This is a genomic window from Pseudomonas sp. LAMO17WK12:I10 (assembly GCF_900215185.1).
In the GTDB taxonomy this organism is placed as follows: domain Bacteria; phylum Pseudomonadota; class Gammaproteobacteria; order Pseudomonadales; family Pseudomonadaceae; genus Aquipseudomonas; species Aquipseudomonas chlororaphis.
Window position 1 is genome coordinate 225,511 of record NZ_OBDX01000004.1, and the last position, 16,205, is coordinate 241,715.

A 16,205-nucleotide genomic window follows, 5' to 3' on the forward strand; every position below is an offset into this window, starting at 1 on the left:
CTTTATCGTCATTAGGAGAGGGCATGCGCGATTACAAGTGGCTGCACGAATACTGTCTGAACCGCTTCGGTTCGGCGGCCGAACTGGAAGCCCATTTGCCGGTGCCGAAAACCCCGGCGCAATTGCGCAAGATCAGCGATGACCGTTACCTCTCGACCCTGGCCCTGCGGGTATTCCGCGCCGGTTTGAAGCACAGCCTGGTGGACGCCAAATGGCCGGCCTTCGAAGAGGTGTTCTTTGGCTTCGACCCGGAAAAAGTGGTGCTGATGGGCGCCGAGCACCTTGAGCGACTGATGCAGGACACGCGGATCATTCGCCACCTGGGCAAGCTCAAGAGCGTGCCGCGCAACGCGCAGATGGTGCTCGACGTGGAAAAGGAGAAGGGCAGTTTCGGCGCCTTGATCGCCGACTGGCCGGTGACCGACATCGTCGGCCTGTGGAAGTACCTGGCCAAGCACGGTCACCAGTTGGGCGGCCTCTCGGCTCCGCGCTTTCTGCGGATGGTCGGCAAGGACACCTTCGTGCCGACCTATGACGTGGTGGCGGCGCTGAATGCGCAGCAGATCATCGACAAGGTGCCCCGCAGCCTCAAGGACCTGGCCACCGTGCAGGGCGCCTTCAACCAGTGGCACGCCGAAAGTGGCCGGCCGCTGTGCCAGATCTCGATGATGCTGGCGTATACGGTCAATCACTGATCGGGGCATGTTCCCTGGAGTACCGCGTCATCGTTCATCGCGAGCAAGCTTCGCTCCTACAGAAGTACTGGGTGCTCTGTAGGAGCGAGGCCTGCCCGCGATAGCGCGCCGTCAGGCGGCGCTGACCTGGCCTTCGCCCGCCAGCTTGCGGTTGAGCTGGAAGCGCCAGCGCACGTAGAGCAGGGCCGAGCAGAACACTGCCAGGCTGGCCAGCATCTCCAGGATGCCGAACAGCTGACGGTTCGGGTCGTAGGCAGCCAGCGCGCCCTTGATGAAATACAGGTTCACCACAAAGCACATCCAGGAATGCCCGCGGGCGCTGCCCACCAGCATGCCCGGCGCCATCAACAGCAGCGGCACCAGTTCGATCAGCAGGATCACCCAGGGCCGGGCGCCGTGCAGGTCGGCGACGAACAGGTAGTAGCCGCAGAGCAGGCCGACCAGGCCGAAAAAGCAGATCAGGCTCAGCACCCGGGTGATGCGTACGCGCGGCTCCAGCCATTCGATGGCCGGCAGGATCTTCGGCTTTTTAGCCACGGCTGCTCTCCAGTTGCAGGGCAGTCTTGGCCAGGCGCAGGCCCAGGGCGCGGCAGAGGGCGACCTCGTGCTCGTTCAGCGGGCTCTTGCCATCGGCGCCGGCATGGTGGCTGGCACCGTAAGGCGTGCCGCCGCCACGGGTTTCCAGCAGGGCCGACTCGCTGTAGGGCAGGCCGGTGATCAGCATGCCGTGGTGCAGCAGCGGCAGCATCATCGACAGCAGGGTGGTTTCCTGGCCGCCGTGCAGGCTGGCGGTGGAGGTGAACACCCCGGCCGGCTTGCCCACCAAGGCGCCGGTCAGCCACAGGTTGCTGGTGCCGTCGAGGAAGTACTTCAGCGGCGCGGCCATGTTGCCGAAACGGGTCGGGCTGCCCAGAGCCAGGCCGGAGCAGTGCTTCAGGTCGTCGAGGCTGGCGTACAGCGCGCCGTCTTCCGGGATGCTCGGGGCCACGGCCTCGCAGTCGGCGGATATCGCCGGCACGGTGCGCAGGCGCGCCTCCATGCCACCTTGTTCGATACCCCGGGCGATCTGCCGGGCCATCTCGTTGGTCGAGCCGTTGCGGCTGTAGTAGAGAACCAGGATGTACGGCGTACTCAAGGCAGGATCTCCAGCACGTTCTCCGGCGGCCGGCCGATGATGGCCTTGTCGCCGACTTCGAGAATCGGCCGTTCCATGAGTTTCGGGTGCGCGGCAATGGCGGCGATCAGCTGTGCTTCGCTCAGGCTGGCGTCGGCCAGGTTGAGGGTCTTGTACTCGTCTTCGCCGGTGCGCAGCAGCTGGCGGGCGCCGATCCCGAGCTTGCCCAGCAGGTTTTGCAGCTGGGCGGCATCGAGCGGGGTTTCCAGGTAGCGGACCACGGTTGGGGTCAGGCCGCGGGCTTCCAGCAGTTCCAGCGCACCGCGGGATTTCGAGCAGCGCGGGTTGTGATAAAGCGTCAGATCGGTCATGGGCGGGTCGCATCTTGCGTAAGGTGGCGGCTATTCTACCTGCGCGACGGGCAGTCCTGAACCTTGCGAGGCGATGGGTCGCACGAGAAAGCGGGTTTGACGGGTTTTTTTCAATACAAGGATCAAGGCATGGCAAGGCAACTGGCAGCGGCATTGGCGATCATCGGCACCTTGTTGCTGAGCGGCTGCGGTAACGATTACGGGGTCGATCAATATGGCCGGAAAGTCGCCGCCGAGCGCGTGGACAAGCAGTGGCTGGTGCTCAATTACTGGGCCGAATGGTGTGGGCCGTGCCGCACCGAGATTCCCGAGCTCAATGCATTGGCCGAAGGACTCAAGGGCCAGCCGGTGAGTGTGCTGGGGGTCAATTTCGATAACGTCCAGGGCGAAGAACTGAAGAGCGCCAGTGAAAAACTGGGGATCAAGTTCACCGTGCTGGCGCAGAACCCCGCGGAGATTTTCGACTTGCCACGCAGCGAAGGCTTGCCGGTGACCTACATCATCGATGACCAGGGCAAGGTGCGTGAGCAACTGATGGGCGAACAGACCGCGGCGGGCGTGATGGCGAAGCTGGAAGCCCTGCGCGGGCATTGATCTGTAGCCGCTGCCGCGGGCTGCGATCGGCCTGCAAGGCCGTTGCGATCTCGGGATCGCTGAAGGTCCTGCGGACCTTATCGCAGCCTGCGGCAGCGGCTACAAGAGGGGCGGTCAACCTTCCTCGAGCCACCAGCGCAACGGCTTGCCTTCGGCCGGCCAGAAGCGCACTTGCTCGATTGGGGAAATGTCCCAGCGCTGGACGGTTTCCAACGCTTGCAGGAAGCGTCGTTCCTGCTCCATCAGGGCTGGCGCGCACAGCTTGCGGGTGCTGCCGACCTTGCCGAAGCTGAGCTTGTCGCCGTCCAGGGTGTAGGGTGCGAACCAATGGTTGCAGCCACCGTTGCCGTAGGCGCGACCGTCTTCACCGAGGGTGATGGTCAGGTGGCTGTAGTCGATCAGCGGACGCTCGCCGATCCACTCCAGGATGTAGCTGCGATCCTGCTGCAGTTTCACCGGCTCCGCCGCGCAACCCAGCAGGCCGGCGCCGAACGCGGCGGTCAACGCCAGGCGTTTCATTGGGCGGCTCGCTGGCATTTCGGGCAGAGGTGTTTTTCCCCTTCGCTGATCCAGCCCAGCTCGGCGATCCGCGCGCTGGCCGCGGGCTTTTGCGCCTTGTTGCCCAGCTTGGCATCCACCGCGAACTCGAAGCTCAGCTCGGCCGCGCAGCTGTCGCAGTTGACCTGCCACTGATGGATCGCCAGCTCGCCGAATACCGGACCACGGGCCACGGCGACCCACTGGCCGACTGGGTTGATCAGGTGCCGCACGGTTTCCACCGTCAGGCGCATCGACAGGTCCTTGCTGCCCTTGAGGGTGACGATCAGCACGTCGTCGTTGCGGATGGAACCACCGTTGCCGGTGACCTGATAGCGGCCGGGCACCAGGGCGCGGCATTCGATCAGGGTGTGTTGCGGGTTCATCAGGCTGTAGCGGAAATCGTGTTCGACCATGGGTCCTCCAAATCTGGCGCGTATGCTAGCACGCACCCCGATATCTCAGGTTGCAGGCAGATGACCTTCGCTTACCGCCGGTCCGTCGGCTCAGCCTTCCACCTGGTTGCAGGGCGCGCCGGCGGCCCAGGCGGCGATGTTGTGCAAGGTGGTGTCGGCGATCGCCGCCAGGGCCTCGCGGGTGAGGAACGCCTGGTGGGCGGTGACAATCACGTTGGGGAAGGTCAGCAGCCGCGCCAGCACGTCGTCCTGTAGCGGCAGGTCGGAGCGGTCCTCGAAGAACAGCTGCGCCTCCTCTTCGTAGACATCCAGCCCCAGGTAGCCCAGCTGGCCGTTCTTCAGGGCCTCGATCAGCGCCGGGGTATCCACCAGGCCGCCGCGGCCGGTGTTGATCAGCATTGCGCCCGGTTGCATCCGGGCCAGGCTCTGGCGGTTGATCAGGTGTTTGCTGTCGGCGGTGAGCGGGCAGTGCAGGCTGACGATCTGCGCCTGGGCCAGCAGCTCCGGCAGGCTCAGGTAACGCGCGCCCAGGGCCTCGACTTGCGGGTTGGGGAAGGGATCGTGGGCCAGCAACTGGCAGCCGAAGCCGGCCATGATCCGGGCAAAGGTGGCGCCGATCTGCCCGGTGCCGACGATGCCGACGGTTTTTCCCACCAGGTCGAAGCCGGTCAGGCCGTGCAGGCTGAAGTCGCCTTCGCGGGTGCGGTTGTAGGCGCGGTGCAGGCGGCGGTTCAGCGCCAGGATCAGGGCCACGGCGTGCTCGGCCACGGCATGGGGAGAATAGGCCGGGACCCGGACCACGCTCAGGCCCAGGCGTTTGGCCGCGGCCAGGTCGACATGGTTGTAGCCGGCCGAGCGCAGCGCGATCAGGCGCGTGCCGCCGGCGGCCAGTTGCTCCAGCACCGGGGCGCTCAGGTCGTCGTTGATAAAAGCGCAGACCACCTCGTGGTGCTCCGCCAGGGCCGCGGTGTCCAGGCTCAGGCGCGCGGCCTGGAACTGTAGCTCGATGCCCGGCGGCTCGGCGCCGAGGAAGCTGTCGCGGTCATAGTTCTGGCTGCTGAAGAGAATCGTGCGCATGGCGTCGTCCTTGTGGGAGGTTGCCCCGAGCATGAACCTTCGGGGCAAACCTGTCGTTGCCCTGGGTCAGGCGTTGATGCGGGCCTCCGTGGCCAGGCGGTTGATGGCCCGTTCGAGTTCGTCGAGGGCGGCGAAGGCCTTGACGTCTTCCTGCTTGAGCAGGGTTTCGCTGCGCTGGCAGGCGGCGCGCAACTGCGGCACGCCACAGTAGCGGGTGGCCCCGTGCAGACGGTGGACCCGTTCGATCAGCGCATTGTGGTCGTTGGCGGCACGGGCGGCGCGAATCGCTTCACGATCGGCCTCCAGCGAGGCCAGGAGCATCGCCAGCATGTCGGCGGCCAGGTCCGCCTTGCCGGCGGCCAGGCGCAAACCTTCGTCGTGATCCAGCACTTGCAGCTCGAGGCCATTGCCGGACGGTTCGCCAGTGCGTTCCGGTCCCTGGTTGCGCAGGGCCAGACCGGTCCACTTCAGCACCACCTGAGCCAGTTGCCGCTCACTGATGGGCTTGGTCAGGTAGTCGTCCATGCCGCTTTGCAGCAGCGCGCGTTTTTCGTTGGCCATGGCGTGGGCGGTGAGGGCGATCACCGGCAGCGGCGTGCAGTTGCGTTCGCTCTCCCACTGGCGAATCGCCTCGGTGCTCTGGCGGCCGTCCATGCCGGGCATCTGCACGTCCATCATCACCAGGTCGAACGATTCGTTCTGCACCGCCTTGACCGCCGCATAGCCGCTGTCGACCGCGAGCACCTTGGCGCCCATGTCTTCGAGCAGGGTCTGCACCAGCAGCAGGTTGGCCGGGTTGTCATCGACACACAGCACCCGTGGCGGGCGACTGGCGATCGGTTCGCTCGGCTCGTTACGCACGACCTTGGGGTTGACCAGGTCGGCCAGGGCGCGCCGCAGTTTGCGGGTGCAGGCCGGTTTGGCCTGCAACTGGCTGTGAGGGTTGGGCACCGACAGATGGAAGAGCGTCTGTTCGGTGGTCGGGCACAGCACCAGTACTTTGCAGCCCAGGTGTTCGAGGTCCCAGATGTGCTGGTTGAGGCGTTCCGGCGGCATGTCATTGCTGGTGATGCCGAGCACCGCCAGATCGATCGCCTGTTCGGTCTGGTGCACTCCGGTCACGCCGTTGGTCAGGGCTTCCAGGGTATTGAACGGCGTCACTTCCAGGCCGCAGTCCTCGAGTTGATGCTGCAGGGCCTGGCGCGCCAGTTCATGGTTCTCCAGGACCGCGATCCGCCTGCCGAGCAGCGGCGGGGCGGGCAGGTCTTCGGCGTCGTCGCGGGTTTTCGGCAGGCGCAGGCTGATCCAGAACTCCGAACCTTCGCCGGGCGTGCTGTCGACGCCGATCTCGCCACCCATCTGTTCGATCAGGCGCTTGGAGATCACCAGCCCCAGGCCGGTACCGCCAGGCTGGCGCGACAACGAGTTGTCGGCCTGGCTGAAGGCCTGGAACAGGGCGCGCACGTCCTGGTTCGACAGGCCGATGCCGGTGTCCTGAATGCTGATGCGCAGTTGCACGCTGTCTTCGTGTTCTTCTTCGAGCATGGCGCGGGCGACGATGGTGCCTTCGCGGGTGAACTTGATGGCGTTGCTCACCAGGTTGGTGAGGATCTGCTTGAGGCGCAGCGGGTCGCCCACCAGCGACAGCGGGGTATCGCGATACACCAGGCTGACCAGTTCCAGCTGCTTGGCGTGGGCGGCCGGGGCGAGGATGGTCAGGGTGTCCTGCAACAGGTCGCGCAGGTTGAACGGAATACTGTCGAGCACCAGCTTGCCGGCTTCGATTTTCGAGAAGTCGAGAATTTCGTTGATGATTCCCAGCAGGCTGTCGGCGGACTTTTCGATGGTGCCCAGGTAATCCAGCTGGCGCGGGGTCAGTTCGCTTTTCTGCAACAGGTGGGTGAAACCGAGAATACCGTTGAGCGGCGTGCGGATTTCGTGACTCATGTTGGCCAGGAATTCCGACTTGATGCGGCTGGCCTCCAGGGCCTCCTTGCGCGCCAGATCCAGTTCGATGTTCTGGATCTCGATGGTTTCCAGGTTTTGCCGGACGTCCTCGGTGGCCTGGTCGATGCTGTGTTGCAATTCTTCCTGGGCGTTCTGCAGGGTGCCGGCCATGCGGTTGATGCCCGAGGCCAATTCGTCCAGCTCCTGGCTGCCGAGCAAGGGCAGGCGGGTTTCCAGGTTGCCGTCCTTGAGTTGGGTAACGGCATGTTTGATCTGGCTCAGCGGGTTGTTGATGGTGCGCCCCATGCGCAGCGCCAGCAGGCCGGTGCAGATCAGCCCGGCGATAATCAGCAGCAGGCTGGCGAACAGGCTGCGGTAGCCGCGCAACAGCATGCTGTTATGGGACAGCTCCAGCTCGACCCAGCCGAGCAGGCGGTCGGACTCGTCGGGAATCAGGTCGCCGGCCAGGTTGCGGTGGCGGCCGAACACCGGCAGCAGATAGCGGGTGGCGTCGCTGCCGGTGCGTTGCAGCATCTGGCTGCCGTTACCGGTCGGCGCCTGGTTGAGCATGCTCGGGCCGGCATGAGCCAGGGGCGTGCGGTCGGGCGCGAGGAAGGTCACCGCGCGCACGTCCTGCTGTTCCAGGGACTGGGTGGCGATGCGTTCCAGCAGGGCGGTGTTCTTGTGGGCCAGGGCCGGTGCCACCAGGGGCGCCAGTTGCTCGGCGATCATTTCGCCGCGTTGCAGAAGCTGGGTTTGCAGGTCCGACTGCTGCATCCAGGTGAAATAACCGCCCAGCACCAACGCCATCAGGCTGGTTGGCAGCAAGGTCAGTAACAGCACGCGGCCTTTGATCCCCAGTTTCTTAAGCACGCAACTCTCCTGCTACCACGCCGTTTTGAATGAACCCTGCGCACATCCGGTGCGCACCACCTGCGCAGTGTAGCCATTTGCTTTGCCGCAATCTTCGCAAAATTAACCGTCGAACCGCTCAGATGCCGCGGGTTAGCGAGCGCTTTGTCGACCGGTGTCGGTTGCCCGGCCGCGGACAATCTTGAATAATCGCCCAACTGAGAATTACTTGCAGAAGCTAATGAATCCCGTATCTGTCGGCCATCCCCGGATCCTGAGTATCGAAGACGACCTGGTGCTCGGTGCCTATGTGCACGAGCAATTGGGCCGTTGTGGGTTTGATGTCACCTGGTGCCAGAACGGCCAGGAAGGCCTGACGATGGCTCGCCAGCAACCTTTCGATGTGGTGCTGATGGACATCCTGCTGCCGGGGATGGACGGGCTGACGGTGCTCACCCATTTTCGCCAGAGCCATTCCACGCCGGTGCTGCTGATGTCGGCGCTGGGAGCCGAGGCCGATCGCATCAGCGGTTTTCGCTTGGGGGCCGACGATTATCTGCCCAAGCCCTTCAGCATGGCCGAGCTGCGGGTACGGATCGAAGCCATCCTGCGGCGCGTGGCCCTGGATCGCCGGCCGGCCCCGGCGCCGCTCAGGCAGGAAGCCCAGGGCCTGCGTTTCGACGACGAGCTGTGCGACGTGCATTACGGACAACAGTGGGCCGGGCTGACCCGCAGCGAATACCGCCTGCTGGAGACGCTCAACCGCAACGGCGACGAGGTCCTGAGCAAACCTTTCCTTTATCAGCATGTGCTGCAGCGCGGCTACGCGCCCCATGATCGCAGCCTGGACATGCACATCAGCCAGATCCGCCGCAAACTCAAGGCCGTCGGTTATGTCGCGCGGGAAGTGCGCACGGTCTGGGGCAAGGGCTATGTGCTGAGTGCCGTCGATGAAATGGCCTGAGCTGCCCGGCAGGTATTCGCTGTTCTGGAAGCTGGCCTGCCTATTGGTCGCGTTCTGCTTGCTGATGATCTGGCTGAGCTGGTCCTGGGGCCGCTACATGGAACAGAAGAACCTGTTCCTTTCCGACGAGGCCCGCGGCACGCTGACTGGCTACGCCGCCGAAGCCGAACGGGCCTGGAACCAGGGGCAGAGCGCCGGGGTCGATGCCTGGCTGCAGGGCATGGCCGAACGCGAGCGCCATTGGGTCGGGGTCATCGGCCGCGACCTGCAATCGCTGAGCAGCTATCCGCTGAGCGAAGCCGAGAGCCAGCACCTGACGTTCCTGCGCGGCCTGGATTGGCCGGTCAGCCGGCATACCCGTGGCTTGCCCTGGCTGAAGATTGCGTTTCCCAACGACCCGTCCGCCGGCAGCCTGGTGATCGAGTTGCCCCAGCGCTTCATGCCCGGGCGCTACCGGGTGTTCTGGCGGGTGCTGACCAATGGGGTGATTCCCGGCCTGTTCACCCTGCTGCTGTGTGTCGGGCTGTATCGACTGCTGGTGGTGCCGCTGAACCAGCTGCGCGAACAGGCCAACGCCTGGCGCGCCGATCAACTGAATGCACGGCTGTCGAGCCAGACCACCAGTCGCCAGGACGAGTTGGGCGAGCTGGGTCGGGCGTTCGACCAGATGTCCGAGCGCCTGCAGGGCACCGTGGCCTTGCAGCAACAATTGCTGCGCGATCTTTCCCATGAATTGCGCACGCCTTTGAGTCGCCTGCGGGTGGCCTGTGACGGCGAGCAGAGCCTGCCGGCACTGCGCGAGCGGCTGGCACGGGAGGTCGATGGCATGCAGCGGCTGGTGGACGACACCCTGCAACTGGCCTGGCTCGACACCGAGCGGGCGCCGCTGGCCGAGGAAGACATCCAGATCCAGGCCCTGTGGGAAATGCTCACGGAAAACGCCTGCTTCGAAAGCGCCTGGTCCGCCACGCAACTGCATTGTGCGCTGGACGCCTCGTGCTGGGTCCGGGGTAACCTCAATACCCTGGCCCAGGCCCTGGAAAATATCCTGCGCAATGCCATTCGTCATTCGCCCGCGGGCGGTCGTGTGCTGCTGGACGGCCAGCGCCAGGGCGAGCATTGGTTGCTGTGGCTGGAGGATGAAGGGCCTGGCGTGGCCGAAGCCGATCTGCAGCGGATCTTCGACCCCTTTACCCGCCTCGACGGCTCGCGCCCGGGCCATGGCGGTTTTGGCCTGGGGTTGAGTATTGCGCGCAACGCCGTGCAGCGTCAGGGCGGCCAGCTGTGGGCGGAAAATACCGGGCGTGGGCTGCGTTTGAACATGCGCCTGCGGGCTGCCGTTGTAATGGAAGCGCCTTCGCCCGAGGCTGAGTCGCTGCCTTATATCGTTAAGCCATAAGACCCTCACTTTGCGTGATATGGCCTGCGAACGTTTGCCGGTATGATAGTCGCCCCCGCAGTCCGGATTGCGAATACGCCATGACCTTGCAGTACCCCACCATCGCCGATTGCGTCGGCAACACCCCGCTGGTCCGTTTGCAGCGCCTGCCTGGCGTCACCAGCAACACCCTGCTGCTCAAGCTCGAGGGCAATAACCCGGCGGGTTCGGTCAAGGACCGCCCGGCGCTGTCGATGATCACTCGCGCCGAGCTGCGTGGGCAGATTCACCCCGGCGATACGCTGATCGAAGCGACCTCGGGCAACACCGGGATTGCCCTGGCCATGGCCGCGGCGATCAAGGGCTACAAGATGATCCTGATCATGCCCGACAACTCCAGTGCCGAGCGCAAGGCGGCGATGACCGCCTATGGCGCCGAACTGATCCTGGTCAGCCAGGAAGAGGGCATGGAAGGCGCGCGCGACCTGGCCGAAAAGATGCAGGCGGAAGGTCGTGGCAAGGTGCTCGACCAGTTCGCCAACGGTGACAACCCCGAGGCGCACTACACCGGCACCGGCCCGGAAATCTGGCGCCAGACCGAGGGCACCATCACCCATTTCGTCAGCTCCATGGGCACCACCGGCACCATCATGGGCACCTCGCGTTATCTGAAGGAGCAGAACCCGAACGTGCAGATCATCGGCCTGCAACCGATGGAAGGCTCGGCCATTCCCGGCATTCGCCGCTGGCCGCAGGAATACCTGCCGAAGATCTACCAGGCCAGTCGCGTGGATCGCATCGTCGACATGGCGCAAAGCGAAGCCGAGGACGTGACCCGGCGCCTGGCCCGCGAAGAAGGCATCTTCTGCGGCGTGTCCTCGGGCGGTGCGGTGGCGGCGATGTTGCGCCTGTCCCGCGAAGTCGAAAATGCGGTGATTGTTGCGATCATCTGTGACCGTGGCGACCGTTACCTGTCGACCGGCATCTTCGATGCGCCCAACTGATGGCTAAGCCAGTCAGAGGCCTGCGCTTCCAGCCTTCGGGCGGCAGCCGGGCTGTGCAGATACCCGTCGGGAAAAAACAGCGCCTGACCATCGAGCGCCTGGCCAACGATGGTCGCGGCATTGCCTTCCTGGAAGGACGTACCTGGTTCGTCGCTGGTGCATTGGCGGGCGAAGAGGTCGAGGCGCGGGTGTTGGGCGCCCACGGCAAAGTGGTGGAAGCCCGTACCGAGCGGGTGTTCAGCGCCAGCGATTTGCGGCGCCCGGCCCCATGCGCCCATGCCGGCCGTTGCGGTGGCTGCAGCGTGCAGCATCTGCCCCATGACGAACAGCTTGCCCTGAAACAGCGCATGCTCGCCGAGCAGCTGTCGCGGGTCGCCGGTGTCGAGCCAGAGGCATGGGCGGCGCCCTTGAGCGGTCCGGAGTTCGGCTACCGGCGCCGGGCGCGGGTCGCGGTGCGCTGGGACGCCAAGGCGAAAAAGCTCGAAGTGGGTTTTCGCGCCGCCGGCAGCCAGGACATCGTCGCCATCGACGAATGCCCGGTGCTGGTACAGCCCTTGCGACCGATCATGAGCCGCTTGCCGGCCATGCTGCAGCGCCTGAGCAAACCGCAGGCACTGGGGCATGTGGAGTTGTTCAGCGGTTCGGCGATTGCCGTGCTGCTGCGCCATATGGCGCCGTTGTCCGCGGCCGACCTGGAGATTCTCCAGGCGTTCTGCGCATTCCATGAGGCCCAGTTGTGGCTGCATGGCGAAGGCGAGCCGCAACCGGTGGACCCGGACCAGGCCCTGGGCTATCGCCTGGACCCCTGGAATCTGCAGCTGGCTTATCGGCCGGGAGACTTTGTCCAGGTCAACGCCGGGGTCAACGAGGCGATGGTGGCCCAGGCCCTGGAGTGGCTGGCGCCACAGGCCGACGAGCGCGTGCTGGACCTGTTTTGCGGCTTGGGCAACTTTGCCTTGCCGCTGGCGCAGAACGTTCGGGAAGTGGTGGCGGTCGAAGGGGTGGCGACCATGGTCGCGCGTGCCGCGCAGAATGCCGCTAGCAACAATTTGCATAACACCCGATTTTTTCAGGCCGATTTATCGCAGCCCCTGAGCGACGCCGAGTGGGCCCGCGAAGGCTTTTCTGCGGTACTCTTGGACCCACCTCGGGACGGGGCTTTCGAGGTGGTCCGCAAGCTGGCGAGCCTGGGCGCCAAGCGCCTGGTTTATGTGTCATGCAACCCGGCCACTCTGGCGCGTGACACAGTCGAACTGGTCAGGCAGGGCTACCGGTTAAAACGTGCCGGGATCCTCGATATGTTTCCTCAGACGGCACATGTCGAGGCCATGGCGTTATTTGAAGCGAGCTAGGATGGCTCGTCTAATCCGTTGGCCCGTCAGGCAGCACTCGCCGGCCCAGCGAGGAAATACTGGCAGTGAAGGTCAGCGATTTGACGCATTGAATGTGCGTCGTAGGGAAGGTAAAGCAAGATGGTACAGGTGAGAGCGCACCAGCCGATCAACACCGACGGCAGTATCAATCTCGAGGCGTGGCTCGATCATGCGGTCAGCGTCGACATGGCACTGGACCGTGAAGCCTTGAAAGAAGCCTGCGAGTTCGCTCGTGAGGCAGAGCAACAACACATCGCAGCGAAGAATCTCAGCGGCGAGGACATGTCGAGTTTCAGCACTGGCCTGGAGATCGCGGAGATCCTTGCCGACCTCAAGCTGGATCAGGATTCGCTGGTGGCCGCGGTGCTTTACCGTGGCGTCCGGGAAGGTCAGATCCCGCTGCCGGCCGTCAGCCAGCGCTTCGGCCCGGTGGTGGCCAAACTGATCGACGGCGTGCTACGCATGGCGGCGATCAGCGCCAGCCTCAGCCCCCGCCAATCCCTCGTGCTTGGCACCCAGGCCCAGGTGGAAAACCTGCGCAAGATGCTGGTGGCGATGGTCGATGACGTGCGCGTGGCACTGATCAAGCTGGCCGAGCGGACCTGCGCGATTCGCGCGGTGAAAAACGCCGACGACGAGAAGCGCAACCGGGTCGCCCGGGAAGTCTTCGACATCTATGCGCCGCTGGCGCATCGCCTCGGTATCGGCCATATCAAATGGGAGCTGGAGGACCTGTCCTTCCGCTACCTGGAGCCTGAGCAGTACAAGCAGATCGCCAAGTTGCTGCACGAGCGGCGCCTTGATCGCGAGCGTTTCATCTCCGACGTGATGAACCAGCTGCAGAACGAACTGCGGGCCACCGGCGTCGACGCCGACATCAGCGGCCGGGCCAAACACATCTATTCGATCTGGCGCAAAATGCAGCGCAAGGGCCTGGAGTTCAGCCAGATCTACGACGTGCGCGCGGTGCGCGTGCTGGTCCCGGAAATGCGCGACTGCTACACCGCGCTGGGGATCGTCCACACCCTGTGGCGGCACATTCCGAAAGAGTTCGACGACTACATCGCCAACCCCAAGGAGAACGGTTACCGCTCGCTGCATACGGCGGTCATCGGCCCTGAGGGCAAGGTGCTGGAAGTGCAGATCCGCACCCACGCGATGCACGAAGAGGCTGAGCTGGGGGTCTGCGCCCACTGGCGCTACAAGGGCACCGACGTCAAGTCCGGTTCCAACCACTACGAAGAGAAAATCTCCTGGTTGCGTCAGGTGCTCGAGTGGCATGAGGAACTGGGGGATATCGGCGGCCTGGCCGAGCAACTGCGGGTGGATATCGAGCCGGACCGGGTCTACATCTTCACCCCCGACGGCCACGCCATCGACTTGCCGAAAGGCGCGACCCCGCTGGACTTCGCCTACCGCGTGCACACCGAGATCGGTCACAACTGCCGGGGCGCGAAGATCAACGGGCGCATCGTGCCGCTCAACTACAGCCTGCAGACCGGCGAGCAGGTCGAGATCATCACCAGCAAGCACGGCACGCCGAGCCGCGACTGGCTGAACCCGAACCTGGGCTATGTCACCACCTCGCGGGCGCGGGCGAAGATTGTCCACTGGTTCAAGCTGCAGGCGCGGGATCAGAACGTGGCGGCGGGCAAGACCCTGCTCGAGCGCGAACTCAATCGCCTCGACCTGCCGCAGGTGGATTTCGACAAGCTGGCCGACAAGGCCAACATGAAAACCGCCGAGGACATGTTCGCGGCACTGGGCGCGGGCGACCTGCGCCTGGCGCAACTGGTCAACCTGGCTCAGCAGTTGGTGGAGCCGGAGCGCGGCAACGAACAGCTGGAACTGATCCCGCGCAAGGCCACCGGCTACAAGCCCGGCAAGCGCGGCGACATCCAGATCCAGGGCGTCGGCAACCTGCTGACCCAGATGGCCGGCTGCTGCCAGCCGCTGCCGGGGGATGCGATCGTCGGTTACATCACCCAGGGCCGCGGGGTGAGCATTCACCGTCAGGACTGTGCCTCGGTGCTGCAACTGGCCGGCCGCGAGCCGGAGCGGATCATCCAGGTCAGCTGGGGCCCGGTGCCGGTGCAGACCTACCCGGTGGACATCATCATTCGCGCCTACGACCGCTCCGGCCTGCTGCGTGATGTGTCCCAGGTGCTGCTCAACGAGCGGATCAACGTGCTGGCGGTCAACACCCGCTCGAACAAGGAGGACAACACCGCGCTGATGTCCCTGACCATCGAGATTCCGGGGCTGGACGCGTTGGGGCGGTTGCTGGGGCGTATTTCCCAGTTGCCGAACATCATCGAGACCCGCCGTAACCGTACCCCTTGAAGATGGCCCGATACTGCGGGAGCAAGCTGGCTTGCTTCTGCAGGGGGCGCTAACGAGAGTGACCGATGTACAGCCTTGAAGACCTGTTGCACCTGATGGCGCGGCTGCGGGACCCGCAGTACGGCTGCCCTTGGGATATCAAGCAGAGCTACGCCACCATCGTCCCCCACACCCTGGAAGAAGCCTACGAAGTGGCCGATGCCATCGAGCGGGGCGATTTCGAGCACTTGCAGGGCGAGTTGGGCGATCTGCTGTTCCAGGTGGTGTATTACAGCCAGCTGGCGCGGGAGGAGGGGCGTTTCGAGTTCGATGGCGTGGTCGACAGCATCACCCGCAAGCTGATCCGTCGCCATCCCCATGTATTCCCTACCGGGGACCTGTATGCGCCGCTGGATACCCCGCGGCTGGATGAAGAACAGGTCAAGCAGCGTTGGGAAGAGATCAAGGCCGAGGAGCGCGCCGAGAAGTCGGCAGAGCCTTTGCAGTTGTCCTTGCTCGACGATGTGCCCGCGGCGCTGCCGGCGCTGTCCCGTTCGGCCAAGTTGCAAAAGCGCGCGGCCCAGGTCGGTTTTGACTGGCCGGATGCCTTGCCGGTGGTGGACAAGATCCGCGAAGAGCTCGATGAAGTGCTCGAAGCCATGTCCGAGAATGACCCGCAGGCGATCGCCGACGAGGTGGGCGACCTGCTGTTCGCCGTGGTCAACCTGGCCCGCCATCTGAAGGTCGATCCGGAAACCACCCTGCGTGGCGCCAATGCCAAGTTCGAGCGGCGCTTTCGATTTATCGAGCAGGCATTGCGCGATACCCGCCGACCCATGGAAGATTGCACCCTCGAAGAGTTGGACGCCTTGTGGGGCGAAGCCAAACGTCAGGAAAAGAATTTGCCCAGCTGTGGCTGAGGCTGTTGCCTAAGTGAGTGAGCACCAATGAGCCTTTCCCTTCGCGACCAGTTGCTCAAAGCAGGGCTGGTCAACCAAAAGCAGGCCAAACAGGTCAGCAAAGAGAAACAGAAGCAGCAACGCCTGGCCCACAAAGGCCAGATCGAACTGGACGATAGCCAGCAGCGGGCGGCCCAGGAAGCCATGGCCGAGAAGGTCAAGCGCGACCAGGAACTCAATCGCCAGCAGCAGGAGAAGGCCGAGCAGAAGGCCCGTGTCGCGCAGATCAAGCAACTGATCGAAGTGTCGCGCCTGCCGAAGCTGACCACCGAGGACTACTACAACTTCGTCGACGACAAGAAGGTCAAGCGCCTGTCGGTGAACACCCTGATGCGCAACAAGCTGAGCAGCGGCTCGCTGGCCATCGTGCACCATGCCGGCGGTTATGAGGTCATCCCGCGTGAAGCCGCGCTGAAGATCCAGGAGCGCGATCCACGGCGCATCGTTCAGCTCAACACGCCGACCGAGGCGCCGGACGAGGACGATCCGTATGCGGCCTACCAGATCCCTGACGATCTGATGTGGTAAACCCGCAGAAACAACAAACCCCGCCATGAGCGGGGTTTGTTGTTTCTGAAGCGCCTGCCGATGCGTGGCGGCAG

At 64.4% G+C, this 16,205-nt stretch carries 16 protein-coding genes; 9 read left to right on the plus strand and 7 right to left on the minus strand.

The window, feature by feature from the left end; genetic code table 11:
- The first annotated feature begins 23 nt into the window (after positions 1-23).
- Positions 24-695, plus strand: a complete 672-nt coding sequence (locus CRO75_RS07150) for a DNA-3-methyladenine glycosylase I (RefSeq protein WP_097134852.1) — start codon at positions 24-26, stop codon at positions 693-695.
- Positions 696-806: 111 nt separating this feature from the next.
- On the opposite strand, the gene CRO75_RS07155 is transcribed toward CRO75_RS07150, so the two are convergent.
- The 3 genes from CRO75_RS07155 to arsC are packed head-to-tail and all read right to left on the minus strand — an operon-like array spanning position 807 to position 2,180.
- On the minus strand, positions 807-1,232 hold the full coding sequence (locus CRO75_RS07155) for a DUF2069 domain-containing protein (RefSeq protein WP_053262269.1): 426 nt from the start codon (positions 1,230-1,232) through the stop codon (positions 807-809).
- Positions 1,225-1,830: an NAD(P)H:quinone oxidoreductase gene (gene wrbA / locus CRO75_RS07160; protein ID WP_007931797.1), complete on the minus strand. Its 606-nt coding sequence runs from the start codon at positions 1,828-1,830 to the stop codon at positions 1,225-1,227. The genes CRO75_RS07155 and wrbA overlap by 8 nt, the downstream gene beginning before the upstream one ends.
- The gene (gene arsC / locus CRO75_RS07165; RefSeq protein ID WP_085531912.1) at positions 1,827-2,180 is read right to left on the minus strand and encodes an arsenate reductase (glutaredoxin); all 354 of its coding nucleotides are present in this window, start codon (positions 2,178-2,180) and stop codon (positions 1,827-1,829) included. The genes wrbA and arsC overlap by 4 nt, the downstream gene beginning before the upstream one ends.
- A 129-nt stretch (positions 2,181-2,309) precedes the next feature.
- On the opposite strand from arsC, the gene CRO75_RS07170 reads away from it, so the two are divergent.
- The gene (locus tag CRO75_RS07170; RefSeq protein ID WP_007931800.1) at positions 2,310-2,774 is read left to right on the plus strand and encodes a TlpA disulfide reductase family protein; all 465 of its coding nucleotides are present in this window, start codon (positions 2,310-2,312) and stop codon (positions 2,772-2,774) included.
- A 114-nt stretch (positions 2,775-2,888) separates the two neighbouring features.
- On the opposite strand, the gene CRO75_RS07175 is transcribed toward CRO75_RS07170, so the two are convergent.
- From CRO75_RS07175 to CRO75_RS07190, 4 genes are all read right to left on the minus strand, one after another.
- Positions 2,889-3,293, minus strand: a complete 405-nt coding sequence (locus CRO75_RS07175; protein ID WP_007927741.1) for an META domain-containing protein — start codon at positions 3,291-3,293, stop codon at positions 2,889-2,891.
- Positions 3,290-3,727: a hypothetical protein gene (locus CRO75_RS07180; RefSeq protein WP_085531910.1), complete on the minus strand. Its 438-nt coding sequence runs from the start codon at positions 3,725-3,727 to the stop codon at positions 3,290-3,292. The genes CRO75_RS07175 and CRO75_RS07180 overlap by 4 nt, the downstream gene beginning before the upstream one ends.
- Positions 3,728-3,817: 90 nt before the next feature.
- Positions 3,818-4,804: a 2-hydroxyacid dehydrogenase gene (locus tag CRO75_RS07185; RefSeq protein WP_097134853.1), complete on the minus strand. Its 987-nt coding sequence runs from the start codon at positions 4,802-4,804 to the stop codon at positions 3,818-3,820.
- A 66-nt stretch (positions 4,805-4,870) separates the two neighbouring features.
- Positions 4,871-7,624, minus strand: a complete 2,754-nt coding sequence (locus tag CRO75_RS07190; protein WP_053262266.1) for a response regulator — start codon at positions 7,622-7,624, stop codon at positions 4,871-4,873.
- Positions 7,625-7,844: 220 nt separating this feature from the next.
- On the opposite strand from CRO75_RS07190, the gene CRO75_RS07195 reads away from it, so the two are divergent.
- The 7 genes from CRO75_RS07195 to CRO75_RS07225 all read left to right on the plus strand — a co-directional run bounded on the left by CRO75_RS07195 (position 7,845) and on the right by CRO75_RS07225 (position 16,131).
- Complete coding sequence (locus CRO75_RS07195; protein ID WP_092417454.1) at positions 7,845-8,567, plus strand: response regulator transcription factor; 723 nt, start codon at positions 7,845-7,847, stop codon at positions 8,565-8,567.
- Positions 8,554-9,966 (plus strand): sensor histidine kinase, encoded by a 1,413-nt coding sequence (locus CRO75_RS07200; RefSeq protein WP_097134854.1) that lies wholly within the window; start codon positions 8,554-8,556, stop codon positions 9,964-9,966. The genes CRO75_RS07195 and CRO75_RS07200 overlap by 14 nt, the downstream gene beginning before the upstream one ends.
- 80 nt (positions 9,967-10,046) lie before the next feature.
- Positions 10,047-10,949, plus strand: a complete 903-nt coding sequence (gene cysM / locus CRO75_RS07205; RefSeq protein WP_009045119.1) for a cysteine synthase CysM — start codon at positions 10,047-10,049, stop codon at positions 10,947-10,949.
- Complete coding sequence (rlmD, locus tag CRO75_RS07210; protein ID WP_097134855.1) at positions 10,949-12,301, plus strand: 23S rRNA (uracil(1939)-C(5))-methyltransferase RlmD; 1,353 nt, start codon at positions 10,949-10,951, stop codon at positions 12,299-12,301. The genes cysM and rlmD overlap by 1 nt, the downstream gene beginning before the upstream one ends.
- 120 nt (positions 12,302-12,421) lie before the next feature.
- The gene (gene relA, locus CRO75_RS07215; protein WP_007927768.1) at positions 12,422-14,665 is read left to right on the plus strand and encodes a GTP diphosphokinase; all 2,244 of its coding nucleotides are present in this window, start codon (positions 12,422-12,424) and stop codon (positions 14,663-14,665) included.
- Positions 14,666-14,730: 65 nt separating this feature from the next.
- Entirely contained in the window at positions 14,731-15,564 is an 834-nt protein-coding gene (mazG, locus tag CRO75_RS07220; protein WP_009050273.1) for a nucleoside triphosphate pyrophosphohydrolase, read from the plus strand.
- Between the two features lie 27 nt (positions 15,565-15,591).
- A complete protein-coding gene (locus CRO75_RS07225; RefSeq protein WP_097134856.1) occupies positions 15,592-16,131 on the plus strand; it encodes a DUF2058 domain-containing protein in 540 nt (179 codons plus the stop codon).
- Positions 16,132-16,205 lie beyond the last annotated feature (74 nt).